Source organism: Methylocaldum sp. GT1BB, from assembly GCF_051027545.1.
GTDB lineage: Bacteria > Pseudomonadota > Gammaproteobacteria > Methylococcales > Methylococcaceae > Methylocaldum.
The window spans coordinates 1,301,806-1,327,559 of record NZ_CP194902.1; the positions used below are offsets into that span (position 1 = coordinate 1,301,806).

A 25,754-nucleotide genomic window follows, 5' to 3' on the forward strand; every position below is an offset into this window, starting at 1 on the left:
CCGATTTGTCGGCGCGGACTCGAACCGCTCGCGACGGTTTTTTTACAACCCCTGACCAAACCTGATTCATGTCGAGCCCCTGGCGATCGGAATTTTCCTTTCTCTTTTTAACACTGTTAGTTGGCACTTTCCTCGGTAAGGTCCTGAACAGTTTCGCCGTCGTGCTCTGGTTTTGTCTGCTGGCCTATCTGGCGAGACAGCTTTTTTATGCAAATCGGCTGCTGGTTTGGCTGCGCAGCGGCAGATCCGGCCAGCCGCCTCAGGGCAACGGCGTCTGGGAAGAAATCTATTACCTCATCTATCGCTTGAGGCGACGCAACAAGCGTCGCAAAAAGCAGCTCATCCGGATGCTCGAGCGTTTCCGCACGGCGACGGCGGCATTACCGGATGCAACCGTGGTGCTGGGGCCTCGGGATGAAATCGATTGGTTCAACGAAGCGGCCGAGCGCCTGCTGGGGCTGCGCCGTGGCGATATCGGCCAGCAGATCGGCAATCTGCTGCGCCATCCGAAGCTCAGCCAATACCTCCAGACTGCCGATTATCGTGCTACGGTCAGCATTCCATCGCCCCTCACCGAAAACATGCAGCTTGAAATTCGCATCGTGCCTTATGGAGAAGATTTGCGCCTTCTGGTCGCGCAGGATGTGACTCAACTGCGATTTATGGAGCGCGTGCGCAGCGATTTCGTGGCGAACGTGTCCCACGAACTGCGCACGCCGCTGACGGTCTTGAAAGGTTATCTTGAAACCTTGGGCCAGGTGGATGGATCTCTGCCGGAATCGCATCTGAAAGTGTTTCAGCGCATGGAGGAACAGACGGCCCGGATGGAAAGCTTGGTCGACGGCCTTCTTGCACTGACGCGATTGGAGTCGGCGGCGCATCAGACGGTGCAAAAGCGGATAAACGTTCCGGCGATGCTGCAAGACATTTGCGACGAGGTCAAGCTCTTGGCCGACGAACACCCCGCCATCGAGCTGGTCCTCGAAACCGACGCCCATTTGCTGGGCGCCGAGCAGGAATTGCGCAGCGCGTTTTCAAACCTGATCGTCAATGCGGTGAAATATACGCCAGCCACGGGCCGGGTTACCGTGCGTTGGCGCTGCGAGGGCAAGGGAGCTAGGCTGGACGTCGAGGACACCGGGCCGGGCATCGCGCAACACCATCTGCCGCGGCTTACCGAACGGTTTTACCGGGTTGCCGTTGACGGATGTAAGAATAAAGGCGGGTCCGGGCTTGGATTGGCTATCGTCAAGCATGCGCTGTCCCGGCACGGCGGAGAGCTCAAAATTGCGAGCACGCTCGGGCGGGGCAGTTGCTTCAGCTGTAGTTTCCCCGAAGATCGAATCGTGCGGGTCGACTCCCGCACCGATGCCAAGCTCGCGCAAAGAATGTGATATCCAGAGCGGATAGACGAGTTGCCGGTTCCGTCCGTCTCGGCTCGCGTGGGCAGCCGAGCCGTCGGTTTTCGGGTTTGATACGGCAGGGAATTCACCTCTTTCTCGCTGCGGTGCTTTTGGCTGGAGGCGCCGGTGCCGTCTACGGATCATCCGAAGGGGCGGAGACCATCAGCGGGGATGCCGGCAGCGACGAGCTCGGGGCGAGTGACCTCGGCAGGCTGATCCGGGATTGGACCAGCGCGTTTCAGCGAGATCATGCCGGGGCTACGCTTCGCTTGCGCCCGGCCCGCTCGCTCGCTTCACCGGGCGCATTCGACGAGGCGCGCGGCGATGCGATTTACGTCGGCTATCGGCTGAACCGCGAGGCAATCGATGGTTTTTCGCGAAAACTCGGTTACAAGCCAACCCCGATTCGAGTCGCTCTCGATGCGGTAACGATTTTCGTACACCGGGATAATCCGATCCGAGGCATGACGCTGGCCCAGGCCGGCTCAGTTTTCTCGCGTTCGCCGATGTGTCGAGGTGCTCAGTACCTGGCGACCTGGGGAGCGTTGGGCTTGATCGGGGAATGGCGAACCCGGCCGTTACAGGTATTTGCGATCGGATCCGCCGACGATGTGTACGATTATTTTAGCGAGCAAGTCCTGTGCGGAGGCGCACTGGGTGAATTCGTTCAGGTGCGGCCCGATTCCGGATCGGTCGCCGGTGCCGTGAGTGAATCCTTGAATGCCATCGGTTACGGCCGAGGCGACTCGACAACTGTATCCGTGAAGCCAGTACCGCTGGCGGTAGACGCGAATATGCCTTTTGTTGCGCCGAGCGAGCGCAATGCCGTTAGCGGTGCTTACCCGCTGACGCGGTTTCTCCATATATATGTCAATAAGAGCCCGAATAGACCGCTAGCGGGTGTGCAAGCGGACTTCGTCCGATTTGTGCTGTCGGCGGAAGGTCAGCAAATTGCCAGCCGCTACGGATACATCCCGGTTACCCCGGATGTTGCAAAAAAGGAACAGAAATTGATTGGCACAGGGCAACCCTGAGGTTGGGCCGAACTATTGAATTGAGCATTTTCCTTCAATTCAGTTGCGCCGCGGCTGATCCGCGACTAAGATTGTGCCTGTTGTAAGTTTTCAAATCTTGTTGGTATTCCAACTACAGGGAGATGGATATGTTGAAAAAAATTCTAATTGCTTTGGGCATAGCAAGCGTCGCGGCGACAGCAGTGCAGGCCGAGGAGCATTTTATGGATGATCGGTGGTATGTCGCCCCGTTCGGCACATACTTCAATCCGGGCGGCGACCGTAATGCGAAAGACGATTGGGGCGCTGGCTTGGGAATCGGTAAGATCATCAACGAATATTTCAATGCCGAGGTCAGAGGTTTTTGGCAACACCTGAATGGCAAGGGCTATAACGGCGATCTTACCGGCGGCACCGTGGACCTGCAGTATTACTTCATGCGCGATGTGTTCTCGCCGTATGCGGTTATCGGCGCCGGTGGCATGAATACCAGCGCAGCCGGCAGAAGCGGCGCATCGTTCATCGGCGAGGCTGGCGTCGGTGCGACTTATGAGTTGCACGACAACTTCCTGCTCCGCGGCGATGTCCGTTATCGCTACGTCTACGAAGGAAATGGCGGCGTATACCGGAACGAAGACGATTTCCACGACATGGTCGTCAATCTCGGCTTTGTTGTTCCCTTCGGCGAGAAACCGAGAGCCGTGGCAGAAGCAGAACCTACTCCCGCGCCCGCAGACGATTGTGCTGCCCGCGACTCTGACCGTGACGGCGTGAACGATTGCGACGACAAGTGCCCCGGCACCATGGCTGACTCGAAAGTCGACGACCAAGGCTGTCCGATCAGAATCGAGCTTAAGGGCGTCAACTTCAAATATAACTCGGACGAGCTCACCGAGAACGCGAAAAGCATTCTGGACGGTGTTGTTGAGCAGCTCGTTGCTTCAAACGAAATGCGCGATATCGAAGTCCAGGGACACGCCAGCAGCGAAGGAAGCTCTCAGTACAATCTGAAGCTTTCGCAGCGCCGTGCTCAATCGGTGGCAGATTACCTGAAGTCCGCAGGCTTGAAGAACCGACTGTATGCGAAAGGTTACGGCGAGGACTATCCGATCGCCGACAACAGCACGGAAGCCGGTCGCGAGCAGAACCGCCGCGTTCAGCTGGTCTTTATGGGTGAATAAATACACCGCAATATCAAGCGGCATGGTTGCCTAATAGCAACCGCCGTCAATCAAAAACCCGCTCCCCGGAGCGGGTTTTTTCTGCTCGTTTTAATACTAAAATGTCGTGGAACTAGGCTATTGTGCTGGTTCGTTCCTCGTGCAACCCGTCCGCAGGTAAATTGTGAATAAGCGTGTTAATTTTTTCGCTGCATTGTTTGCAGCGCCTCTGATGATGCAGGCTGCATCCGCTGCCGAAATGCGCGGCTTTGTGCATATTAACGGCTCGAATGTTGTTAGGCCGTTTGCCGATGCAGTGGCCGACCGAATCAGCAAGTCCGGCAAGATCAAACGGCCATGGGTCGAGTCGAACAGTACCGGCGGTGGAATTCAGTTGTTTTGCGAGCCCGAAACCGGCGAATCTCCCGATATCGTCAATGCTTCGAGGCCGATGAAAAAATCGGAATTCGAAGCCTGTCAGGCATCCGGCATAAAGAACATCGTCGAGGTAAAGATCGGATATAGCGGCCTAGTGCTCGCGCACTCCAAGAAGGTGCCGGCGCTGGATATCACCCGGAAAGAGTTGTTTTTGGCTTTAGGAAAAAAGGTGCCTGATCCTAAATGCAAGAATTGCGACACGCTGGTCCCGAATCCCTATAAGACCTGGAAAGACATCAATCCGTCGCTGCCCGATACGAAGATCGAAGTCGTCGCTCCGCCGATCGGTTCCGGCATACGTGAATTGTTCGAAGAGGCCGTCTCGAAGGCTGGGTGCGAGAGTTTTCCCTTCATTGCCGCTTGGAAGGAAACGCAGAAGGCCAAGTATAAGGAAGTCTGCTTCACCGCCCGCAGCGATGGCGCCTATATCGAAGAAAGCGGAAATGCGATAGCGGCCATGTTGGCCAAGAACCCCGGGCTGTTGGGGTTTGTGTCGTACAAACAATATGCGGGCAATACCGATCGGCTGAATGCCGCTCGTATCGACGGAGCCGTCCCGAGTGTCGAGAGCATTGCGGCAAACCGTTACCCCATCGCCAGACCCTTGTTCCTCTATTTCAAGGCGGATCATGTCGGCAAAGTGAAGGGGCTGCAACAATATCTCGCCGAGTTTACGAATGACAAAGCGTGGGGCGAGAAAGGCTATCTTGCTCAGCTGGGATTGGTCCCGATGTCCGCGGAAGAACGTAAACTCTACGCAGCAGATGTGAAGAAGCGAAAGCCGATGTCGGCACCGATCGACACGGTCGCCGCAAGCCGAAGCTTGCCGGATGCGCAGCGCGTGGCTCGCTAAGGTCGTGCTGTTCGCCTTGACGGCGTTAGCACTGGGTCGAGGAGGTTCCATGGCTTCGTCGAGAATTTCAGATTGTCCGGATAGTCCCAATTGTGTGTCCAGTCTCTCTCGGGATCAGGATCATTACGCGAGTCCCTTTCGCGTGGACATAGCGCCTGACGAAGTTTGGGCGGCCCTGAAGCGCGTATTGGGGGCGGAACCCCGCACCCGGGTTGTCGAGGAGGACAACGAGCGATGGTATCTCCGCGCCGAGGCCACGAGCCGTCTTTTCCGATTCGTGGACGACGTGGAATTCCAGCTTATTCCGGAGGAGCACCTCATGCACGTTCGCTCCGCGTCGCGGGTCGGCTATTGGGATTTGGGCGTCAACCGCCGGCGGGTCGAGCGCTTGCGCGAAGCGCTGAAGCGTGAGGGCTTGTGGCGATAACCGCGACGCGGTGGAAGTGACGATGTATCCGTTGGATTTAAGCGAAATCGACCGTTTCTTGGAAGAGGATGTCGGTTCAGGCGACTTGACCGCTTCGATTGTTCCGAAGCACGCAACGGCGAGAGCGCGCGTGATCACCCGCGAGTCCATGGTGCTGTGCGGGCAGGCCTGGTTCGCCGCCGTTTTCGCCCGGCTCGGCGGTTCGGTTCAAATCGATTGGCTGGTGACGGAGGGCGAACAAGTCGAGGCGGGCGCCGAGCTGTGCGCGATGCGCGGCCCCGCCCGAGCGCTCCTGACCGGCGAACGCTCGGCGCTCAATCTTCTACAGACTCTGTCGGGCACCGCGACCTTGGCGCGTGCTTATGCCAAAGCCGTGGACGGCACCAAGGCGAAGGTCCTCGACACTCGCAAGACCATTCCCGGCCTCAGGAAGGCACAGAAATACGCCGTCCGCTGCGGCGGCTGTGATAACCATCGGATGGGACTCTACGACGGCATTTTGATCAAGGAAAACCATATCCTGGCTTGCGGGTCCATCGAAAAAGCCGTGCACGCCGCGAAAGCCCTGGGCGCTAACGTGCCGATCGAAGTCGAAGTGGAAAATCTCGATGAATTGAAGCAAGCCTTGGCGGTCGGCGCCGAGCGGATTCTTCTGGATAATTTCACGATTGCGATGATGCGGGAAGCGGTTACCACAACCGCAAGTCGTGCCAAGCTCGAGGTATCCGGCAACGTGACCCTGGATACCATCCGGCAGATCGCCGAGACCGGGGTGGATTACATTTCGGTCGGTGCCCTGACCAAGAACGTTCGAGCAACCGATTTGTCGATGCGGATCTCGATTACCGCCTGAGCTCTGCGAGTCAGTCGGCCAAAGGCAAGGTTTTGTCGGGATTCAAAATGCCGTTCGGATCAAACTGACGTTTGACGGCGCGCATCAATTCCAGGGCGCCGGTGTCGATTTCCCGGTCAACGTAATCCCTCTTTTCGAGACCGACGCCGTGCTCGCCGGACAAGGTACCGCGCAGCCGCAGCACCAGCGAAAAGATCTCCCCCAGGCATTCGTGGGCCTTTTCGGTTTCGCCGGGTTTGGCGGGATCGAACAGCAGGTTGACGTGAATGTTCCCGTTTCCCGCATGGCCGAAGTTGACGATCGCCAAGTCATACCGCTGCGACAGCTCGTTTAGTCCGGCGATCAGCAAAGGCAACTCGGTGACGGGCACTACCACGTCTTCGTTGATTTTCTTCGGCGCGACCTTCCGCAGCGCCGGCGACAGTGCCTTGCGCGTTTGCCATAAGGCTTCGACTTCATCGGCGGTCGCCGCAACGCGAAACTCCAGAAGCCCCTCGTTTTGAGCAGCGCGCCGCACGCTCTCGATCTGTACCGCCATTCCCTCGGCAAATCCGTCCACTTCGACCATTAGTAAAGCACCGGCGCGCTCCGGCAAGTCGGCGCGAGAGTAACGGCGAATCAGTTCGATTGCGTTTCCATCGATGAATTCGAGGGCGCAAGGAACCGCAGGTTGAGCCATGATTCGGGTGATGGCTTCCGTAGCATGGTCCAAATCGGCATAGATCGCCCGCATGGTGCGTTTGGCTTCGGGCAACGGCGTCAGCTTGAGCGTCGCCTCGGTAATCAGCGCAAGCGTTCCCTCCGAGCCCAATAGCAGCCGGGTCAGATCGTACCCGACGACGCCCTTGGTGGTGAAGACGCCCGTACGGATCTCCGTCCCCAAACCGGTCACAGCTCGCAAGGCGAGGGTGTTTTCGCGGGGAGTGCCGTATTTCACCGCGCGTGGGCCGGCGGAATTGTAGGCGAGATTCCCGCCTACACTGCAAAAGGCGGCGCTGGTCGGGTCGGGCGGCCAGAAGAAGCCGTGCGGTTTGAGAAAGTCCTGTAGCGCCTGATTGGTCAGGCCCGGTTCGACGACGATGTAGCGGTTGCCCGGCGAGAATTCCACAATCTGGTTCATCCGCTCGAACGAAGCCACAACTCCACCCCGTAACGGCACTGTCGCGCCGGTCGTGCCGGTGCCGCGGCCGCGCGCGGTCAAAGGCACCCGATGTTCGTTGCACAAGCGGGCCAGTTCGACAGTCTGGGTGTGGCTGGTCGGGAAAACGACCGCTTCCGGCAAGGCTTGACGGCGGCTGTTGTCGTAGCCGTAAGCCCAGCAATCGGCGGGGTCCGTGTAAAGCGAGCCGGGTGGGAAAATTTGCGCCAACTGGTTCAAAAAGGCGCTGGGTAAAGCCAAGGAATCAGTCCCCGAACAATTGGTGGTCTATCAAATCGCACAGGCAGTGCGTGATCAGCAGGTGGACTTCCTGTATTCGGGCCGTGGTCTCCGAGGGTACGCGGATCTCGATATCGGTTTCCAGCAGCAAGGGCGACAGCGCTCCGCCGTCCCGGCCGCTCAGGGCCAGCACCGACATGTCCCGATCATGGGCGGCAGTAACCGCGCTCAAAATACTGGAGGAATTGCCGCTGGTGGTGTAGACGACGAGAAGATCGTTGCTGTGGCCCAAGGCTCTGATTTGCTTGGCGAAAACGTCGTCGAACCGATAATCGTTGGCAATCGAGGTCAAGGTCGATGTGTCGCAAGTGAGCGCGATAGCGGGCAGGCCGGGGCGCTCCCGCTCGAAGCGATTCAGCATCTCGGAAGAAAAATGCTGCGCTTGCGCTGCCGATCCGCCGTTGCCGCAACAAAGAATTTTGCCGTCGCTGAGTAAACACTGAGCCAGCCTGACTCCGGCAATCTCGATGATCTCTCCGAGCCTGGCCAGCGATTCGCGGCTTGCTTCAACGCTGGTCTCGAATTGACGAAAGACTCGTTCTTGTAAATTCATGCCCTGCTATCAAGGTTGCGTAGCGAAAACCTTAAAATCGGTTAAGTCGCCTGAAAAGCATCTTTCACCCATTTTACAGCAAGCCCGCCGTTTGCGGGGGCCAGCGCCGCCACATCGAAACGAGCCGGCCGATCCATCCGCTTTTCCCGAAGAAAGTGGGCGGCGCTTGCCAACAGCTTTGCTTGCTTGCGCCGATCCACGCTCTCCAGTGCACCGCCGAACTGGATACTTCCCCTATAGCGGACCTCCACAAACACGATGGCGCACCCGTCTTCCATAATCAGATCGATTTCACCGTATCGGCAGCGGTAATTGCGCTCTATCAGCCGCAGGCCATGGGTCTGCAAAAAAGTCAGCGCTTCTTCCTCGGCGATACGCCCTTTGGCCTGGCCAAGGGTGGTCATTTCAGCGCCTTTACCGGAGCCCCGGAGCACTATCGCCCGGTTTCAGAAGCGGTGCGATTCCCCGTGGTTGCGGAACTCCGTCTTCAAATTGGGCGCAATGGAGCTGGCGCTGAATGCGGTTGCCGGTGCCCAGCGAGAGCGTGCCGGTCGCGCCGGTGTACCGAAACTGCGGTTCTGTCTTGAATCGTTCGAGTTCCGGAAGCAAACGGTAAGCATCGATCCCCAGCGCGACAAGTCTCAGGTAATCCGACGGCGTTTGTTGAATCTGCTTGCTCAGCGCTTGATGGGACAGTGGACCACTTTCGGCCGGATCGAGTAACCACGGAATGTCGCAGAAAATCAGTCCGTTCAAATCTCGATCGGCTTCCGAGTCGGCCCTGCCGCCGTACACGTGAGAGGTAGCGTAGACCGGGAGATGCTCGCCATTGTGAAAGGCGATCTGAGGCAGAATCAGATGAGCATCGCGGGCGTCGCTGATGAGAAAGATGAAATCCGCGCCTTGTTTGGTGACCGACGGAACGGTCGGGAAGGAAAGCTGGGCATGCGTGGCAGAAGGTGCCGCGGAAATCAGTTCTCTTACCGAGGCGGTGAAATCCTCGCCGTGATACGGATAGGTCTTGATCGCACGAATGTTCCCCCCGAGCTGGTTCCAATAGGCCGCAAAGTGCTTGATCATGCGCTGGCCGAACTGATTCGCCGGCGCCAGCACCAGTGCACTCTGACGTCCGTCGAACCAGGCGCTCCCGGCTGCTTGCTCGACCTCGTGCTCCGGGGTGAGGCCGAACTGATAGACCCGGTCATTGCTGACCTCCGGCGTTTGGTTGAGTCCTAGGACGGGGACGGGCAAATCCCCCACTTTGGCCAAGACGGCCACGTCGTCCTTGATCAAGGGGCCGACGATCACTTTCGCGCCCCCATCGGCGAATTTCCGGTAGAGCTGATAGATGTCTCCCGACTGGGTGTCGACGAACCGCAAAGGCGGCTTTGCGGTATTGGTATCCGCATAGTAGGCTGCAAGCATGCCCGTGCGCAGGGCCTGGGCAGCGGGAGCATAGGAACCTGACAGAGGCAGCATTACGCCAATGAACGCTCCGGAGCCGGGCGCGGCTGCCGTAGGCGGTGTCGTTCCCGTTTGAGCCAGGCCCGGAGGCGGGCTTTGACGCTGGCTCAATAGCCCTTGCAGGAATGCCCCGTCGGCGGGATGTCCGGGAAAGCGAATCCGCCACTTGGCCAATTCCGTGTTCAATCCGGCCGGAGGCGTGGACTTGACGATCTGGGTCAAATTCATCCAGCCGCCCAATATATCGGGCGGGGGAGGTTGCATGGCGGTCAGGACTTTTTCGGGGATCCGGCTCAGCGCGTCATAAATGGCCTCATTATTTTTCTGCACAGCGTCGGGACGCGTGAGAAGTTGGCCGAGCCTGACACGCTCCCTGGCGCTTTCCAGCATGTTGCCCAGTTGGTTATAAGCCGAAGCGCGCAGTGTGTGATAATGCACCTTTTGCGACGGCTCCAGCCGCCCTGAGAGCAGGTTATCGAGCTTGCCCAAGGCCTCCCGTGCTCGGCCCACGTTGAGATCCAGTCTGCTTTGCAGAAGCGTGTAATCGTACCGGTCCACGGTCTCCAGTTCGTCGGGAGCGACGGCATCGGCCAGCCGTTTCGCCGTTCTTCCATCGCCCGCCCGGAGAGCCGAATCGGCGGCTCGAAGCCGGTAGTAATCGGGATCGCCCGACGTTTCCGCGAGCTGCTGAAATAATCTCATCGCTCCTGCAGAGTCGCCGCTCTGGAGCAGGCTTTCGGCCTGCGCGGCGCGCGCATCCATGGCTCCGCGTCTGGTGGTGTCGCGGGCGCAAGCGGCTGCCATCAGTATGAGGAGAGCGAGACAGAGGCGGATCAATAGAGACATAGGCGGGATTCCGTTCGAGAAAGCGAGGAGTTTGATAGTGAGGCAAACAGAACCCGGCATACTATACCTAGTAGCGACGCCCATCGGCAATCTAAGGGATATTACGTTCCGCGCCATCGACGTTCTGCAGCAAGTCGATCTCATCGCTTGCGAAGACACCCGGCATAGCCGGCCGCTTCTGGACCACTACGGGATTTCCACGCCGACCGCGGCATTCCACGAGCATAACGAGGATGTCGCTTCGCTGCGGCTGGTCGAACGCTTGCAGCGGGGCGAGTCCATTGCCCTTATCTCGGATGCCGGAACGCCGCTGATCAGCGATCCCGGATTTCCCCTGGTGCGGGCGGTTCGGGCCGCAGGTATTCGCGTCGTTCCGATTCCGGGGCCATGTGCTCTCATCGCAGCCCTTTCGGCGTCCGGCCTCCCCGCCGACCGTTTTGCCTTCGAGGGATTTCTGCCGCGAAAATCGTCGGCGCGCAAGGCCAGCCTGGAGGTCCTGCGGAATGATTCGAGAACGCTGATTTTTTACGAATCCAGTCATCGCGTGTTCGAAAGTGTAGCGGACATCACGGCGATTTTTCCGTCTGATCGGCGATTGGTCATTGCCCGAGAGTTGACCAAGCTATTCGAAACGATAGTGGATACACGGGTCGGCGAGGCGCTCTCGCTCCTCGAAAGCGATCCGAATATGGAAAAAGGGGAATTCGTCCTGGTACTGGAAGGCGCGCCCGATCTCGGCAGGACGGAAGGGCTTACCGTGGATGAGGAACGAGTATTGCGGATTCTGCTCGAGGACTGTTCGGTCAAGACGGCAGTGTCCTTGACCGTAAAGATCACCGGAGCGCGTCGGGAAACGGTTTACCGGACGGCGCTCCGATTGACTGAAGAGTGGCGTAAGACCGATTGACTAGCCGTGTCTAGCGAAACTGTGAGTGGAGGTCGATCTTTGAGCCGATTTATTGAGGACGATCCGGACGCTCGGAGTCGCGTAAGGAGTGATCGGAAGAGGCATTGGGACGAGCGGACGGCTTCCTTCCATTACCATTGGTCAGCTTCTGAATCATATCGTCCCACGAGGTGTATTGCTTGAAATCGGGATGGCCGGCTGCAATCTTGGTGTTGACCTCTTGCTTCGCCATTTCGATGACTTCGTCGGGTGTCTTTCCGTCCACGGTGTTGACGAAGGCATCCGGTCCTTCTTCCGATTTGATTTTGTCTAAAATTCCCAAGGCGGTATCGAACAAAACGCGTTCGTCCGTATTGAGGTAGCGTTTGACTTGGATTGCCGATTTATAAACCGCTTCCCGCGAGGTCCCGTTGATTTCGTCGGACCGCGACATAAACGCGGGCAGAAAGTAAATGACGGCAAGCAATGCCAGAAAAAGACCGGCTAGTATTTTCATTGTTTATCTCCGAAAGTATTGGGGGCGAACATTATATAATCTCGCTGCAACATTGATGTCAAAAGCTCTCGCAGCGTCACGCCGAAGTCAAAGTCCTGCCTCGCGCCTTTTTATCATTTATTAATTTGGGGTACTTCTATGGCTCGAGATCGCGTTTTCAGGACAATATGGATCGGTTTAAGTTTTGCGCTTGTAGCATGCGCCCACGACATGAGGGTGATGAAAATGGAGGAGGCACTGAACAGCTATGGTTCAGCTATTCGATGGGGAGCTTTCCAAAAAGCCTGGGATTTTCAGACCGACAAACAGAAACGGGCGCCTGATTTCAAGGCGCTCAAAAATATAAAAGTTACCGGCTACGATTCAGTATTCCGGAAGGTGCAGAACGAGGGGACAATCGTGCTGCAAACCGTCGAGATTCGCTATATCGATAATGAGCGGCTCGTGGAAAAAAGTCTGACCGACGAGCAAAAATGGCATTTTGACGTCGAAAAAAAGCAGTGGCTATTGGATAGCTCTTTTCCAAAATTCGAATAGCGTGATTCAAGCGTTCAAAATCTAAAGCCATATCCCATCGCGTGACGAGCCAGCAAGCGCTTCGCCGGCGGGAAGCAATCCAGGGCGATCATGGCGGCATTACGCGCCAAGGCGAAGGGTGGAAAATCGGTGCAGAACGCCCGTATCAGGCCGTCGGTAAAATGGATCGTATTGGCCAGATCTCTCTGCCGGGCTCGGGCGTAACGATCGAGGAACGCTTTTTCGCCGATATCTTCGTTGAACGCCAGTTTGGTGAGCAATCGCTCCGCCAGGGATGCCGCATCACGGAGACCTAAGTTGAAGCCTTGACCGGCAACGGGGTGAACCTGATGCATCGCGTTGCCGATCAAGAGGACACGGTCGTCCGCCATCTTCTCTGCCCGGATCAGCTTGAGCGGAAAACCTTGCCGTCGCGATGCCAGTTGAATTTTCCCTAGCCAATAACCGAATGCCGACTGCAAGTTTGCGGTGAAGTTCGCGTCGGATTCACTCAAGAGTTCGTCGGCCTCCTGATCCTTCATCGTCCAGACCACCGAGCATTTTTTGCGCTCCAAGGGCAGCAGGGCCAACGGGCCGGCGGTCGTGAAACGCTCGTAAGCCGTGAAGTTCACATCTGCCTCCGTGCTGACTTCAGTCACGATCGCCGTCTGTCCATAGTCCCGGACGTTTTGTTCTATTCCCAGGAGCCTTCTCACTGTGGAATTTCCGCCGTCGGCGGCAACCACCAGAGCGGCCGTGAGATTGAGGCACTCCTCGCCTTTCTTGAGGGTGACGCACACGCCATTCGGGCCTGCTTTGAGACCGATGACCCTCGCCGGGCATATCAGCTCCGCATCGAGTCCGCGCAGTTCCCGAGCAATGCGATCCTCCAGCGTTCGGGCGACGATGACATGGCCCAGCGCGTCGACTCCTTTTTCAAGAGCATGCAGCCGCGTTTTTCCGAAACGGCCGCGATCGGAGACATGGATATGACGGATGGGCATGGCTTTGGGCGCCACGTCTTGCCATACGCCGAGCCGGTCGAGAATTTGGACCGTGCCTCGCGCTAGGGCCAAGGCGCGATCGCCGGCCGTCAGGGCCTGTCGTTGGGTTTCCGTCAGCGCTTCGACGATTCCCACGCGAAGCGGCGCGTCCCGCAGGGCCAGAGCGAGACTACCTCCGACCAGTCCGCCGCCCACGATCAATAGATCGAAATCGTGGTTCATTCGGGATTCGCCATGAATGCTTCGATTTCCGCTACCGTTTTGGGCAGTCCGGCCGTGAGGATTTCACAACCGTCTTTGGTGACCAAAACATCGTCTTCGATTCGGATGCCGATGCCGCGCCATTTGGGATCTACGTCATGGCAGTCCGGCGCGACATAAAGGCCGGGTTCCACCGTCAATACCATTCCGGGCTCCAGCGAACGCCATTCGCCATCGCTCCGGTATTCCCCGACATCATGCACGTCCATGCCCAGCCAGTGGCCGGTTCGATGCATATAGAACTTCTTGTAGGCTTCGTCCTTGATCAGCTTCGAAACCCGCCCTTCCAACAAACCCAGCTTGACCAGCCCTTTGGTCAAGGTGTGTACGGCAGCATCGTGAGGCGCATTCCAGCGGTTGCCCGGACGCACTTGCTCGATTGCGTCGAGTTGGGCCTCCAGAACCAAGTCGTAAAGGAGTCGCTGACTTTCGCTGAATCTTCCATTGATGGGAAAAGTACGGGTGATGTCAGCAGCATAGTTTTCATACTCTGCCCCGGCGTCGATCAGAAGAAGGTCGCCGTCCTTCAGTACGTCCTTGTTTTCGGTGTAATGGAGTACGCAAGCGTTGTGTCCTCCTGCGACGATGCAAGGATAGGCAGGCGCTCGCATGCCATGCCGGGTGAATTCGTAGAGCAACTCGGCTTCGATTTCATATTCGTACTTTCCCGGTTTACAGACTGACATCGCGCGTTTATGAGCGCGTACCGAAACCTCGGCGGCCTTCTGCATCAATTGGATTTCATGCGACGTTTTGATCAGGCGCTGCTCATGAAGCAGATGCTCCAGCGACACAAACTCGAACGGCGCACGCACGCCGGTACGGACTTTCGCCCGCACGTTGTTTACCGCGGAAAACACCTGACGATCGATCTTCGGATCGTGCCCGATGGGGAAATAAACCCGCTCGCGATTTTCCAGAAGGCCGGGCAAAACCTTGTCCAGTTCATCAATGGGGAATGCTTCGTCCGCTCCGAATGCGTTGCGAGCGCCCTCGAGCCCGGCATGCCTTCCGGTCCAGATCGCTTTTTCACGATCGAATTCGCGACAAAAAAGAATGTACTCCCCTTGTTTTCGGCCGGGGGCGAAGACGGCCACCGCTTCGGGTTCGTCGAATCCGGTCAGATAATGAAAATCGCTGTCTTGACGATACGGATATTCCACATCCCGGTTGCGTACGCTCGCAGACGCACTCGCGATCAGAGCTACGCTTTTCTTCTTGATACGGCGCGCTAGCTGTTTACGGCGCTGTTTGAATTCGCTCGGTTGAAGCATGAGTTTGCAATATCAGTGAAGTCGCGAGGGCGGTTGCTGTTGCAATTCGGTACGGATCAACTGTACGCCGATGCGGACATATTCCGTGATCTCGGCATAAGCCACTTCGTCCGACTCTCCGGCGGAATCCGGACTCAGGCGGGAGATTTCCAGAAGGTCGTGGAGGACTTCGGTGCTTTCTCCCGGCCAGTCGGCACCATCCGATCGATAACCGAGGCCGTATAAAAAACCTTGGCACCATTCTCCCAAAGCATTGGCGCGGTCACTCAGGGGGAGCGTGTCATCCGGCAGCAGCAACTCGAACGAAAAGTCGAAATCGTCCAATTGGTGCCGAGTCGTCTCGCACAGCGCCGAAAGCAAGGCATGTTCCGCCGGGTTAAGGTTGGTCCTGCTTTCGCCGAAAACGGCTTCCAGCCACTGATCGCAATCGGTCTGGCTGTTCAGACACAGCAATCCCGATAGCACCCCATGCACTTCGGCTGCGCTAGCCGCCGAGTCGTTGTTCAGGACGACGTCCTGGACATTCTGATAGGATAAATCGTTGCTCATTCCAGCCTTGTCGACCCTGCTCTAATTCTTTATGCTAACACTTCGAATAGCCGGATCGAAAGCTAGCACCGAAGTTTAACCCCATCTTTAAGGCTCCAAAATCATGATAGCCGATATGTTTGATTTGGATGCCGAGCTAGTACGATTGGAAAATAAGATCGATTCACTGGCCGCCATGTGCGAAAGGCTACGTGATGAAAATCAGGTGCTGAAGTCCACGTTAGACGAATGGATGCGAGAGCGGGTGCAACTATCCGATAAAACCGAGATGGCGAAGAGTCGCGTTGAAGCGATGATTTCCCGCCTGAAATCCATAGGACACGAATGATGAGCGAAATGAATCCGCCGATTAAAGTTCAGATCCTCGGCAAGGAATATCCTATTTCCTGCCCTGAAGACCAACAGCACGATCTTTTGATTGCAGCACGTTATTTGGATGAAAAAATGCGTCAAATACGCGGTACCGGCCGCGTGATCGGCACCGAACGCATTGCCGTGATGGCAGCGCTGAATATCGCGCATGAGCTATTACAAGCGCAACAGCAGAACAAATTGTTATCGCAGGATTTGCGGGATCGCTTTTCGTCGCTGCACGAAAGGCTAGACGCAGCCCTGGATACGGATTAAAGCTGTTTCGGCGCTGATACGTATTGCATCAATTTGTCGACCTAGTAGAATTTGATTCACGTATTCCCTGCGGCGTGCGAAAGCAGCTGGGTTACTTCTTGAGCCTAATCTAAAACCCCGGGAACCATCGAACGAGCGATGTGCGCAAGTCCGCTCCGAGCGGAAAGCCTAATTCGCCGTTCCTACGCTCCCACCTGAACCTTCCGGTTCAAGGGCGAAAGCGGTTTACGGCGCAGGCGGGGAATACTTCACTTCTCCTCGTTCTAGAGGAACTCCCTTTGCTGGATGTGCGAATATGCACTCGCCAGTTTCATCCGATCTATCTGAATGAATCTTCCGGCGGATATCCGGCGCCAGAGTCGAGCTCTTCGACAAAGCATGCCGCTCGTATTGGCTAGTAAGAAGAGTCTCCGCATCGCGGAACGCTTCATTACATCGCCGATTGCCGAACGCGGCCAGCATGTCGCGGCTTATCTCAGTAACGACGGCGAGGTCGAAACCCAGGCTATTATCGAGAGCTTGTGGGCATGTGGCAAAGCGTGTTACCTACCGATTCTCCGTTCGTCGCCCCAGCGTTCGCTATGGTTCGGGCATTACGGGCCGGGCACGGCGTTGACTCCGAATAAATTTCGGATTCCCGAGCCGTCTATCGGGGAAGATACGATTACTGAGCCGTGGATGCTGGATATGGCGTTCGTTCCCCTGGTGGCTTTCGATCTTTTCGGTAACCGCATCGGTATGGGCGGCGGCTATTACGACCGTACGTTCGCTTATCTTAAGAATGCAAATCAACCGCGCACGCCGATTCTCATCGGCCTGGCGTTCGAATGCCAGAAATGGGACCAAATACCGGCGCAGCCTTGGGATGTGCCGCTGAATGGCGTGATTACCGAAGAGGCTTATTACCTGTTCGACGACCTCTGTCGTTAAGATAAAGTGCAATGTGGCAGCGGCTGACGCGCTGGAGGCGGGACGAAAAGAGGTGGTCAGGAACCGGCCCACAGGTCGCTGAGGGCGATCGTGACGGCCTCGAAGGGTGCAGCGGAAACTTCGTCGTGGTCCTGGTATAAGCCGGTTACGGTCCACTGCCCGTCGGCCAAGGCATAGGTTTCCGAAATCCGCGCCAGGGGATCAACAAGCCACAAAAACGCTACGCCGTAGCGCGCGTAAGCTCTCGTTTTTGTGACCCTATCCTTTTTCTGGGGCGTCGGCGAAAGGATTTCGCACACCCAGTCCGGAACCACCTCGAAGCGATGGTCTTCCGGCAAGCTCGACATGCGCTCGCGGCGCCAACCGGCGATATCGGGGACCAGCACTTCGGTATCGCGGACGAAATGGAATTCCGGCTCATCGATGATCCACCAACCGCCCGGACCGCCCCGGCCGCGATGATAGGCTGAACCGATATCGATCCCGAGCACAGGGGCGACTGAAGCATGAGGCCCGGCTCGGCCGGGCTGGGTGTACAGTTCTCGGCCGATGATTTCTCCGACCAGATTTTCCGGCAGCGCCAGCAAGCGCTCATACGGGCTCGATTCCTGAATTACGGCGGACATCAGTTACCTCCGTTCTTTACGTCAAACATAGTCATTATCCACCGGCTCGACCAACAGTTGAGTCCCCGCTGTATCGGCCTCCCAATGTTCGACGGGCCGCTGGGACGGAAATTCGAGCAGCGTCGGACCATGCTGGCGGACTACAGCAGCCATTTTCCACAGATCTCTTTTTCGCGTGAACAATGGGGTTTTTGCTGCCGCGTCAGGATGTTTTAAGACGGCCACTTCCGCTAACATGCTGTAGTTAATAACGTTATTGAGAAATTACTTTTCGCGGGGGGAAGACAGATGCGTTACTGGTTGATGAAATCCGAACCTTCGGAGTTCAGCATCGACGACCTGGAGAAACGGCCTCATCAGATCGAGCACTGGGACGGCGTGCGCAATTATCAGGCGCGAAATATGATGCGCGATGAAATGAAAGTGGGGGACCTGGTGTTTTTTTACCATTCTAATTGCGATACGCCGGGCATCGTCGGCATCGCGAAAATTTCGCGTGAAGCCTATCCGGATTTCACCGCGTTTGACGCCGATAACAAGCATTACGATCCCGGCAGCAAGCCGGATGATCCGCGGTGGTTTATGGTGGATGTGCAGTTCGTCCGCAAGCTCAAACGCACTATCACTTTAAGCGAACTAAAAGACCGGCCGGAACTCGACGGTCTGGCGCTCGTTCGCCGCGGCAACCGGCTGTCCGTCATGCCGGTTACCGAGGCGCAGTGGACGTATATTTTGTCGCTGGAATAAACACTCCCACTGGATGCCTTTGTGCCGGGATATGATATGGCTTGCCGTCTTCTCCAGCCGTACCCGAAAACAATGGTGTGTCTGGGCGGGACGAGAAATCAGATGATAGAAATCGTGCTTGAGGTAATCGCTCTGGAAAGCCTGATCGTCCGTTTCTGCCGAATGACCGGCTGCAGCGCCGAACATATGCCAGATCGTGGAATACCTCGACGATGCGGTCGGTGTGAAGAAATTCGGAGTAATAGATTTTTTCCGGTACCTCCCGGCCCGGTAGTTCCCATTCGGCATAGAAATCGACCGAATTGAGATTCCCGTCGACCCAAGCGAAAAGGCACCCCGGGGAAACGGCACCAGTTCGCGCAACGCTCTCAAGCTCGGGTACGAATACACGGTTGTCCAATCCCAGCGAGCAGAGCTGTTTAATGTAACTTTCTTTTGCCGTGAAGACGCGAAAGCCGAAAAATGATGAGGCGTTCGGGCTATCTCTTCGATCTTGCCACCATGTTGCGGTGAAGCAAAGGAAATCAAGAGGTCGCGTTTCCGCCTGCGAACAGTCGATACGCCGGGTTGTCCGTCTCCTCCCGATAGGCGAAGCCGATGGCGTCGAGAAATTCCTTGAAGGCTCGCCGTTCCGTCTTCGGTACCTGAATTCCCATCAGCACCCGCCCGAATGCAGCACCGTGGTTCCGGTAATGGAACAGGCTGATGTTCCAACGTCCGCCCATAAAAGATAAAAATTTCAAAAGCGCGCCGGGGCGTTCGGGAAACTCGAAGCTGTATACGGTTTCGTCCAACAGGCGCGGTGCATGGCCTCCCACCATGTAGCGGATGTGCTCCACCGCCAATTCGTTGCCGGTCATATTGGTAACCGTGAAGCCGTGTTCGCGCAGTTGTGCGATCAGTTCCTCGCTGTCCCGGCTGCCGTTGGCGATCGCGACGCCCGCGAAGATATGGGCGGCATTGTCGTCGAAATAGCGGTAGTTGAATTCGGTAATGCTGCGCCGACCTAGAACGCGGCAAAATTCGAGAAAGCTGCCGGGCTTTTCCGGAATCGTTACCGCCAAGAGCATTTCCTGGTGTTCACCAACCTGGGCACGCTCCGCCACATGGCGCAGCCGGTCGAAATTGATATTGGCCCCGCTTTCGATGGCGATCAGGCACTGATCCCGCACCCCGGTCATCGATGCGTATTTTTTCAAACCCGCAACACCCAAAGCGCCCGCGGGTTCGGCGACCGATCGGGTATCGTCGAAGATATCTTTGATGGCCGCGCAGATCTCATCCGTATCGACCGTAACGACGTCATCCACGTATTGATGTGCGACGTGGAACGGTTCCTTGCCGATTTGCCGCACGGCGACGCCATCGGCGAACAGTCCGACTTGTCTCAGGATGACCCGGCGTTTTGCCTTCAACGCCCGATTCAAGCAATCCGCATCGTCCGGTTCGACGCCGATGATCTTGATATCCGGGCGAACGAATTTCACGTAAGTCGCCACGCCCGCGATCAATCCGCCGCCCCCCACCGGGATGAAGATGGCGTGAATGTCGCCCGTGTGCTGCCTCAGAATTTCCATGCCGATGGTGCCTTGGCCGGCAATAACCTCGGGATCGTCATAGGGGTGGACGAAGCTCAATTTTTGCTCTTCGGCAAGGTTCATAGCGTGCTCGTACGCTTCGTCGTACGAATCGCCGAACAAAACGGTTTCCGCCCCGAAATTCTGCACCGCCCGCACTTTGATGGCCGGCGTGGTGCAGGGCATCACGATGACCGCCCGGATGCCCAGTCGCTGGGCCGAGAGCGCAACGCCCTGAGCATGATTGCCGGCCGAGGCTGCGATTACGCCGGCCCGTTTTGCTGCATCATCCAGTGAAACGATCTTGTTGTAAGCGCCTCGAAGTTTAAAGGAAAAGACTGGCTGAAGGTCTTCGCGCTTGATGTAAACCGAGTTGTCGAAGCGGCGCGTTAGCCCCGGCGCGAAGTCTAGGGGAGTTTCCGAAGCAACATCGTAAACTCGGGCGCGCAAAATGCGCTCGATATACTTATGAATCATTTTTTAGTCTTAAAAGATACAAGTGAGAAACGCGGCCGGGACCGCTATGAAGCATGACAGCGCCGGCATGATCACGCTATTATCCCGCAATTTTCAAGTAACCACATGATGGAGCGACGAAAATGACCCAAGACGAGCTTAAGAAGAAAGTGGCGGAAGCCGCCCTAGACTATGTAAAGGGCGTGTCGGTGCTAGGCATCGGCACAGGATCGACGGTCAATCATTTCATCGATTTGTTGGCCGATTTCAAACAGGATATCGAAGGTGCCGTATCGAGCTCGGAGACGAGCACCGCTAAGCTCAAGAAAATCGGTATACCGGTTCTGGATTTAAATGCCGTGGGCTCATTGGAGGTTTACGTCGATGGAGCCGACGAGGTCAATCCTCACAAACAGATGCTCAAGGGCGGCGGCGGAGCCTTGACCCGGGAGAAAATCATCGCGGCGGCCAGCCGTAAATTCGTCTGTATCGTGGACGAGAGCAAATGTGTGGATGTCCTGGGCAAGTTTCCGCTGCCCGTGGAAGTCATCCCTATGGCCCGGAGCTATGTGGCCCGTCAGCTCGTAAAGTTGGGCGGGCAACCGCAGTGGCGCGAAAACTATATCACCGATAACGGCAACCAGATTCTCGATGTGCACAATCTGAACATCCTGAATCCGGTGGAGATGGAGCGGGAAATCAACAACATCCCCGGTGTCGTGACCGTCGGCCTTTTCGCTTTGCGCGGCGCGGACATCGTTCTTCTCGGCGGCGAAAGCGGCGTTAGAAAGCTGGATTAGCCATCTTGTTTTGGCGGGTTACGCCCTTCGCCTTCGCTACTGCTACGCTCAGGGCTAACCCGCCCTACGATATTTTCAAGACGATTTTGCCCGTGGTATGTCCGGTTTCGATCAGGGCGTGCGCGGCGGCGGCTTTTTCCAGCGGCAATACCTGGCTGACATGAATGTCCAACACGCCTTGGTCGATCCATTCGCCGCATTGCTGCAGAATTTCCACGTGGTGATCGCGGGCTTCGTGCAGGTTGCGCAGCATCGGGGTCAGCATCAGCTCGAAGCCTATCCGGAGATTGCGCATCCGCGCTTCTTGCAAAGAGATGTTGCCCGGGTCCAGCAGCGTGACCAGATCGCCGAAATGGGCGGTGCAGTCGATGCTATGTCTGAACACATCGGGTCCGACCGTGTCGATCACCAGATCCGCGCCCTGTCCGTCAGTCAGCTCGTTTACGCGCTGTGCGAAGTCTTCCTGTCGGTAATCGATCGCCGCATCCGCGCCCCAGTTCTTGGCGAGTTCGGCTTTCTCCGCCGAACCGACGGTGGCGAGCACCCGCGCATCGCGGAGTTTTGCCAGTTGGACCGCCACATGACCGACGCCGCCCGCTGCGGCGTGAATCAGAACGGTTTGGCCGGCTTGTAGCCGTCCACGGTCGTAAAGGGCGCCCCAAGCGGTAATCAATACCAAGGGCGCTGCGGCGGCGTGTTCGAAATCGAGCGATTGCGGCATGGGAGCGGCCCAGCGCTCGTCCAACACGGTGTACTCGGCATAATTGCCCTGGTCGCCGCCCAGTCCGCCATGGCAAAACCATACCGAGTCGCCGATGTTGAATCGGCTCACGGCTCCGCCGATTTCGACCACTTCTCCGGCACCGTCGCAGCCGAGCACCGCCGGTAAGGGATTTGGGTAAAAAAGACCGTTTCGCCGTATTTTGGTGTCGACCGGATTGATCCCGGCCGCCCTGAGCCGGACTTTGATTTGGCTGGGCTCGGTGATGGCCAGTTCTTCGATATCCCGCAGTTCGAGCAGATCCGGCAGTCCCGGTTGCGTCATCAAGATCGCTTTCATGGCTTTCCTACCCTGTGATGATTAAGTTCGTGTCTCTCGGCACTAGCGGCGACTGACGCACCGTCCGGGAGGTAAGGTCTGCGTACGCCCAAAAAGCGCTCCAGCCAATAAGGACGTTCAAGACTGGAGACGATCACTTTCCCTTTTACGCTGCTGGAATGTACGAATGTATCGTTACCGATATAAATCCCGACATGGGAGAACGGCTGTCCGGTCGTATTGAAGAAGACCAAGTCGCCGGGTCGTCGGTTCCGGCTGTCGACACGCGGGGTCGCAGCAGCCATTTGATAAGCGGTTCGCGGCAGGCGAACGCCGTATTTTTCATAGACGTATTTGACGAAGCCGCTGCAATCGAATCCTTCCCGCGGCGATTCGGCACCGTAGCGATAGGGTGCTCCTTGCAGGCTGAGGGCGTAACGTGCCACTTCGTTCGAAGCGGGAAAATGGACCGTCCGCTTGACTTCCCGTGTCCCGGCGCATCCAGCGAGCAGAACCGAGACGGCGGCTAGTGCGAGCAGTTGCGAAATGACGGGTTTGCGGAAAAGTTGATAGATAGCCGACTCCATGTGTTGGCTCCGGGTGTTTGATTCGGGCTGGCGAAGTTGCCTTAAATTTAGTCTCGGCTGCGATTGGCGGCAAGATCGGGTTCGGAGGCCATCCATTGGGTTCGGTAGTCTTCGTACCCGAAACGCTTCATTGCCTTGACTCGGCCATAACGATCGGATGCGAAAATCGCGGGCAAATCGTAACCGTTGAAGCGGTTGGCCTTGATCAGGCTGTAAGCTCCGACATCGGGAAAGACCACACGGTCGCCGACTCTCAAGGGTTCGCGAAATCGATATTCGCCGAAGACATCGCCGGCGAGGCAGGTGCTGCCGACGAGCAGGCATTCGAATGCCCCATCCGGCCGATGTTCAGCAACCGGAGGGACCTTCTGATATTCGAAGATCTCCGGAAGGTGGTTTACGCCCGTATCCAGGACGGCAATGAATTTGCCGCCCCGCTCGAATCGGTCGACAACGCTCGCGACGAGATAACCGGCGCGACCGACGACGGCCTTGCCCGGTTCGAAATAGATCTCGACGTCGCGTCGCCGTTTCAAGGCTGCGACCAACTCGGACAGTTCGTTCAGATCATCGCCATTTTCGAAGAGATAGCCGCCGCCCAGATTGATCCATTCGAGCCTGTTCATAAACCCGCCGAGCACGTTTTCGATCCGGTCGAGAGTTGACTTCAGGGGAGCGAAGGAGCGCGATTCGAACGAAGTATGAAAATGGAGTCCGGCAATACCGCTCATTAAAGACGGATTCCGATCCAGAATGCTGGCGAGATTATCGACAGGAATGCCCAATTTCGAATACGGCCGGCAAGGATCGTAGCGGCCATCGGCGAGGAACGAAAGCTGCGGATTGACACGCAGCCCGATGCTCGCCCGCCCGGCCACGTGCGGTCCGAGCCGTTCGAACTGTTCCAGAGAATTGAAGCTGATGAAATCGCAATGTGCGGCGACTTCTTCGATTTCGCTTGTTCTGAGGCCCGGGGTGGTGATATGCAGAGAGCTCTTCTGAGGCGGATGACCGCTCGTTTCGACAATTTCGGAGGCCAGGCGGGCTTCGAACAGAGAGCTGACCGAAAAACCGTCGACTCTGGGCTGAATCAGGCGCAGTGCTCCGGCGAAAGGAAATGCCTTGATCGAGTACAACACACGTAAGCCGGAGGTTTCGCGTAGTCGGTCCAGGAGGTCAAGCGTATGGATGATCCGCGCTTCGTCATAGACGAAGGCCGGGGTTTCCGGCAGGGCATTTTTGAGGCGCTCGATATCCAAGGTGCTGCGGGAAGAAGCGGGTTACGGCTCAATAATCTTCCAGCACAGTAGATGCCTGCAGATCGGCATGATAGGACGAGCGCACCATCGGCGCGCTGGCGACCGCGGAGAAGCCGAGATTTCGGCCGGTTTCGGCGAGGTGTTCGAATTCCTCGGGCGTCGCGTAGCGGGCTACCGGCAAGTGGTCGCGGCTCGGTTGCAGGTATTGGCCGACGGTCAGCATATCGCAGCCGTGTTCGCGCAAGTCCGCCATGACTTGTTTCACTTCATCGAGCGTTTCGCCCAAGCCCAGCATCAATCCCGACTTGGTGGGCACTTCCGGATGAATCTGCTTGAAGCGGGCCAGCAAGTTGAGAGATACATGGTAATCCGCGCCGGGGCGTGCTTGTCGGTAGAGGCGTGGTACGGTTTCGAGATTGTGGTTGAAGACATCGGGGGGCGTCGCTGCCAATCGATCGAGCGCGGCATCGATCCGGCCGCGAAAGTCCGGCACCAGTATCTCGATTTTGATGTCCTTATTCCGATGGCGGACGGCTTGGATGCAGGCGGCGAAATGACCGGCGCCGCCGTCGCGAAGGTCGTCCCGGTCTACAGAGGTGATGACGACGTATCGGAGCCTTAGCTGCCGAACGACCTCCGCGAGGTGTTCGGGTTCGTTGGGGTCCGGCTCCGAAGGACGGCCATGGGCCACGTCGCAGAATGGGCAGCGGCGGGTACAGATATCGCCCAGGATCATGAACGTGGCCGTGCCGTGGCCAAAGCACTCCGACAGATTCGGGCAAGCGGCTTCTTCGCAGACCGTATGGAGATTCTGTTCGCGCAGGATCTGCTTGATCCGATTCACGCTCTCGCCGCTCGCCGCCTTGACGCGTATCCAGGCAGGCTTGCGCAAAGGGGACTCGTTTGGAATCACCTTGATCGGGATACGCTTCAGCTTGTCGGCTTTGCGTTGATGGGTGTCGGGGCTCAGCCTGGAGGGGGCCAAATAGGAATCTTTGTCAGCCACGGATAGGGACCACTCGCTCGTAATTCAAAGTTTGCATGATTTCCACAGTCAATGGAGCGGCCGCCTCGTGGGGTTGAATCGCCACATCGAGCGCGGTCAGACTGGTGACTTCGAGACCTGCATAGCCGCATGGGTTGATGGCCGAAAACGGCGACAGATCCGAACTCACGTTAAGACTTAGACCATGATAGCTACAACCTTTGCGCACGCGCAGACCTAGCGACGCAATTTTACGTCCGTCGACGTAGACGCCGGGTGCGTCTCGCCGCGCCTCGGCCGTGATGCCATACTGCTTGAGCAGGCCGATCACCGCGTTTTCCAGGGTGCTGACCAAGCGCCTAATTCCCAGGTTTTTCCGTCGAAGATCGACCAGCACATAAGCGATCAGTTGGCCGGGGCCGTGGTAGGTGATCTGCCCGCCGCGGTCGGTTTTCACTACGGGAATGTCCGTCGTTCGAATCATGTGCCGGACATCTCCATTCAGCCCTAGGGTATAGACCGGATGATGTTCCAATAGCCACAGCTCATCCGGCGTGTCCTCGTCGCGCTGCTCGGTGAAGTCTTGCATGGCGCGCCAAGTGGTTTCGTACTCTGTAAGGCCCAGATTGCGCAGGTGCAGGACTTCGGTTGTGTCGCTCATGGGAG

The 25,754-nt window shown here is 57.2% G+C and carries 29 protein-coding genes and 1 other RNA gene; 14 read left to right on the top strand and 16 right to left on the bottom strand.

The features are described 5' to 3' along the window. The first annotated feature begins 68 nt into the window (after positions 1 to 68). From phoR to nadC, 6 genes are all read left to right on the top strand, one after another. Positions 69 to 1,394 carry a phosphate regulon sensor histidine kinase PhoR gene (phoR, locus tag ACR2TX_RS07085; protein ID WP_086133679.1) on the top strand — a complete coding sequence of 442 codons (1,326 nt, stop codon included), beginning with the start codon at positions 69 to 71 and terminating at the stop codon, positions 1,392 to 1,394. Positions 1,395 to 1,471: 77 nt separating this feature from the next. Then, positions 1,472 to 2,437 (top strand): PstS family phosphate ABC transporter substrate-binding protein, encoded by a 966-nt coding sequence (locus ACR2TX_RS07090; protein WP_156881161.1) that lies wholly within the window; start codon positions 1,472 to 1,474, stop codon positions 2,435 to 2,437. Positions 2,438 to 2,565: 128 nt separating this feature from the next. After that, positions 2,566 to 3,597, top strand: coding sequence for an OmpA family protein (locus ACR2TX_RS07095; RefSeq protein ID WP_077732019.1), 1,032 nt, complete (start codon positions 2,566 to 2,568; stop codon positions 3,595 to 3,597). A 163-nt stretch (positions 3,598 to 3,760) separates the two neighbouring features. Continuing rightward, entirely contained in the window at positions 3,761 to 4,867 is a 1,107-nt protein-coding gene (locus tag ACR2TX_RS07100) for a substrate-binding domain-containing protein (RefSeq protein ID WP_240502622.1), read from the top strand. Between the two features lie 49 nt (positions 4,868 to 4,916). Beyond that, on the top strand, positions 4,917 to 5,294 hold the full coding sequence (locus tag ACR2TX_RS07105) for a DUF1499 domain-containing protein (protein WP_168183767.1): 378 nt from the start codon (positions 4,917 to 4,919) through the stop codon (positions 5,292 to 5,294). 22 nt (positions 5,295 to 5,316) lie between these two features. Beyond that, positions 5,317 to 6,147, top strand: coding sequence for a carboxylating nicotinate-nucleotide diphosphorylase (nadC, locus tag ACR2TX_RS07110; protein WP_156881162.1), 831 nt, complete (start codon positions 5,317 to 5,319; stop codon positions 6,145 to 6,147). 10 nt (positions 6,148 to 6,157) lie between these two features. Here nadC and ACR2TX_RS07115 read toward each other — a convergent pair whose 3' ends face one another. From ACR2TX_RS07115 to ACR2TX_RS07130, 4 genes are read right to left on the bottom strand one after another with little or no spacing between them, the layout of a single operon-like run. Beyond that, positions 6,158 to 7,546 carry an FAD-binding oxidoreductase gene (locus ACR2TX_RS07115; protein WP_434131670.1) on the bottom strand — a complete coding sequence of 463 codons (1,389 nt, stop codon included), beginning with the start codon at positions 7,544 to 7,546 and terminating at the stop codon, positions 6,158 to 6,160. Positions 7,547 to 7,550: 4 nt separating this feature from the next. After that, positions 7,551 to 8,138, bottom strand: a complete 588-nt coding sequence (locus tag ACR2TX_RS07120) for a phosphoheptose isomerase (RefSeq protein WP_077732015.1) — start codon at positions 8,136 to 8,138, stop codon at positions 7,551 to 7,553. A gap of 41 nt (positions 8,139 to 8,179) precedes the next feature. Then, positions 8,180 to 8,542, bottom strand: a complete 363-nt coding sequence (locus tag ACR2TX_RS07125) for a YraN family protein (protein WP_077732014.1) — start codon at positions 8,540 to 8,542, stop codon at positions 8,180 to 8,182. A 10-nt stretch (positions 8,543 to 8,552) separates the two neighbouring features. Next, positions 8,553 to 10,448, bottom strand: a complete 1,896-nt coding sequence (locus tag ACR2TX_RS07130) for a penicillin-binding protein activator (protein WP_434131671.1) — start codon at positions 10,446 to 10,448, stop codon at positions 8,553 to 8,555. Positions 10,449 to 10,485: 37 nt separating this feature from the next. Between ACR2TX_RS07130 and rsmI the strand changes: the two genes are divergently transcribed. Beyond that, positions 10,486 to 11,355: a 16S rRNA (cytidine(1402)-2'-O)-methyltransferase gene (gene rsmI, locus ACR2TX_RS07135; protein WP_240506860.1), complete on the top strand. Its 870-nt coding sequence runs from the start codon at positions 10,486 to 10,488 to the stop codon at positions 11,353 to 11,355. Between the two features lie 49 nt (positions 11,356 to 11,404). Here the strand turns inward: rsmI and ACR2TX_RS07140 are convergent, their stop codons facing one another. Next, positions 11,405 to 11,851, bottom strand: coding sequence for a hypothetical protein (locus ACR2TX_RS07140; RefSeq protein WP_077732618.1), 447 nt, complete (start codon positions 11,849 to 11,851; stop codon positions 11,405 to 11,407). 138 nt (positions 11,852 to 11,989) lie between these two features. Between ACR2TX_RS07140 and ACR2TX_RS07145 the strand changes: the two genes are divergently transcribed. Next, positions 11,990 to 12,388: a hypothetical protein gene (locus ACR2TX_RS07145; RefSeq protein WP_139841035.1), complete on the top strand. Its 399-nt coding sequence runs from the start codon at positions 11,990 to 11,992 to the stop codon at positions 12,386 to 12,388. Between the two features lie 14 nt (positions 12,389 to 12,402). Here ACR2TX_RS07145 and ubiH read toward each other — a convergent pair whose 3' ends face one another. The 3 genes from ubiH to ACR2TX_RS07160 are packed head-to-tail and all read right to left on the bottom strand — an operon-like array spanning position 12,403 to position 15,455. Beyond that, positions 12,403 to 13,593 carry a 2-octaprenyl-6-methoxyphenyl hydroxylase gene (gene ubiH / locus ACR2TX_RS07150; RefSeq protein ID WP_077732616.1) on the bottom strand — a complete coding sequence of 397 codons (1,191 nt, stop codon included), beginning with the start codon at positions 13,591 to 13,593 and terminating at the stop codon, positions 12,403 to 12,405. After that, a complete protein-coding gene (gene pepP, locus ACR2TX_RS07155; RefSeq protein WP_434131672.1) occupies positions 13,590 to 14,906 on the bottom strand; it encodes a Xaa-Pro aminopeptidase in 1,317 nt (438 codons plus the stop codon). Before pepP ends, ubiH begins: the two co-directional genes overlap by 4 nt. 12 nt (positions 14,907 to 14,918) lie before the next feature. Further along, positions 14,919 to 15,455 (bottom strand): UPF0149 family protein, encoded by a 537-nt coding sequence (locus ACR2TX_RS07160; protein WP_077732614.1) that lies wholly within the window; start codon positions 15,453 to 15,455, stop codon positions 14,919 to 14,921. A 115-nt stretch (positions 15,456 to 15,570) separates the two neighbouring features. Here ACR2TX_RS07160 and ACR2TX_RS07165 point away from each other — a divergent pair, with 115 nt between their 5' ends. The 4 genes from ACR2TX_RS07165 to ACR2TX_RS07180 all read left to right on the top strand — a co-directional run bounded on the left by ACR2TX_RS07165 (position 15,571) and on the right by ACR2TX_RS07180 (position 17,012). Continuing rightward, complete coding sequence (locus ACR2TX_RS07165; RefSeq protein WP_205780892.1) at positions 15,571 to 15,783, top strand: TIGR02449 family protein; 213 nt, start codon at positions 15,571 to 15,573, stop codon at positions 15,781 to 15,783. Then, positions 15,783 to 16,082 (top strand): cell division protein ZapA, encoded by a 300-nt coding sequence (locus tag ACR2TX_RS07170; RefSeq protein ID WP_077732612.1) that lies wholly within the window; start codon positions 15,783 to 15,785, stop codon positions 16,080 to 16,082. The genes ACR2TX_RS07165 and ACR2TX_RS07170 overlap by 1 nt, the downstream gene beginning before the upstream one ends. Before the next feature lie 61 nt (positions 16,083 to 16,143). Continuing rightward, a non-coding RNA gene (gene ssrS, locus ACR2TX_RS07175) (6S RNA) lies at positions 16,144 to 16,329 on the top strand. Positions 16,330 to 16,409: 80 nt separating this feature from the next. Next, positions 16,410 to 17,012, top strand: coding sequence for a 5-formyltetrahydrofolate cyclo-ligase (locus tag ACR2TX_RS07180; RefSeq protein ID WP_077732611.1), 603 nt, complete (start codon positions 16,410 to 16,412; stop codon positions 17,010 to 17,012). 56 nt (positions 17,013 to 17,068) lie between these two features. On the opposite strand, the gene ACR2TX_RS07185 is transcribed toward ACR2TX_RS07180, so the two are convergent. Together ACR2TX_RS07185 and ACR2TX_RS07190 are read right to left on the bottom strand one after the other, a co-directional pair. Continuing rightward, positions 17,069 to 17,638, bottom strand: coding sequence for a Uma2 family endonuclease (locus tag ACR2TX_RS07185; RefSeq protein WP_077732610.1), 570 nt, complete (start codon positions 17,636 to 17,638; stop codon positions 17,069 to 17,071). A gap of 21 nt (positions 17,639 to 17,659) precedes the next feature. Then, a complete protein-coding gene (locus ACR2TX_RS07190; protein WP_276205425.1) occupies positions 17,660 to 17,791 on the bottom strand; it encodes a hypothetical protein in 132 nt (43 codons plus the stop codon). A 135-nt stretch (positions 17,792 to 17,926) separates the two neighbouring features. Here ACR2TX_RS07190 and ACR2TX_RS07195 point away from each other — a divergent pair, with 135 nt between their 5' ends. Further along, positions 17,927 to 18,385 carry an EVE domain-containing protein gene (locus tag ACR2TX_RS07195; RefSeq protein ID WP_077732608.1) on the top strand — a complete coding sequence of 153 codons (459 nt, stop codon included), beginning with the start codon at positions 17,927 to 17,929 and terminating at the stop codon, positions 18,383 to 18,385. Between the two features lie 524 nt (positions 18,386 to 18,909). On the opposite strand, the gene ilvA is transcribed toward ACR2TX_RS07195, so the two are convergent. Further along, positions 18,910 to 20,439 (bottom strand): threonine ammonia-lyase, biosynthetic, encoded by a 1,530-nt coding sequence (gene ilvA / locus ACR2TX_RS07200; protein ID WP_086133767.1) that lies wholly within the window; start codon positions 20,437 to 20,439, stop codon positions 18,910 to 18,912. 122 nt (positions 20,440 to 20,561) lie between these two features. Here ilvA and rpiA point away from each other — a divergent pair, with 122 nt between their 5' ends. Beyond that, positions 20,562 to 21,218, top strand: coding sequence for a ribose-5-phosphate isomerase RpiA (gene rpiA, locus ACR2TX_RS07205; RefSeq protein ID WP_086133766.1), 657 nt, complete (start codon positions 20,562 to 20,564; stop codon positions 21,216 to 21,218). A 64-nt stretch (positions 21,219 to 21,282) separates the two neighbouring features. Here rpiA and ACR2TX_RS07210 read toward each other — a convergent pair whose 3' ends face one another. The 5 genes from ACR2TX_RS07210 to lipB are packed head-to-tail and all read right to left on the bottom strand — an operon-like array spanning position 21,283 to position 25,749. Further along, a complete protein-coding gene (locus ACR2TX_RS07210) occupies positions 21,283 to 22,278 on the bottom strand; it encodes a zinc-dependent alcohol dehydrogenase family protein (RefSeq protein ID WP_434131674.1) in 996 nt (331 codons plus the stop codon). Beyond that, on the bottom strand, positions 22,275 to 22,844 hold the full coding sequence (locus ACR2TX_RS07215; RefSeq protein ID WP_086133764.1) for a C40 family peptidase: 570 nt from the start codon (positions 22,842 to 22,844) through the stop codon (positions 22,275 to 22,277). The genes ACR2TX_RS07210 and ACR2TX_RS07215 overlap by 4 nt, the downstream gene beginning before the upstream one ends. Positions 22,845 to 22,891: 47 nt before the next feature. Next, positions 22,892 to 24,103 (bottom strand): carboxynorspermidine decarboxylase, encoded by a 1,212-nt coding sequence (locus ACR2TX_RS07220; RefSeq protein WP_434131675.1) that lies wholly within the window; start codon positions 24,101 to 24,103, stop codon positions 22,892 to 22,894. Between the two features lie 28 nt (positions 24,104 to 24,131). Then, positions 24,132 to 25,109: a lipoyl synthase gene (gene lipA / locus ACR2TX_RS07225; protein ID WP_168175541.1), complete on the bottom strand. Its 978-nt coding sequence runs from the start codon at positions 25,107 to 25,109 to the stop codon at positions 24,132 to 24,134. After that, entirely contained in the window at positions 25,102 to 25,749 is a 648-nt protein-coding gene (gene lipB, locus ACR2TX_RS07230; RefSeq protein ID WP_077732603.1) for a lipoyl(octanoyl) transferase LipB, read from the bottom strand. Before lipB ends, lipA begins: the two co-directional genes overlap by 8 nt. Positions 25,750 to 25,754: the final 5 nt, after the last annotated feature.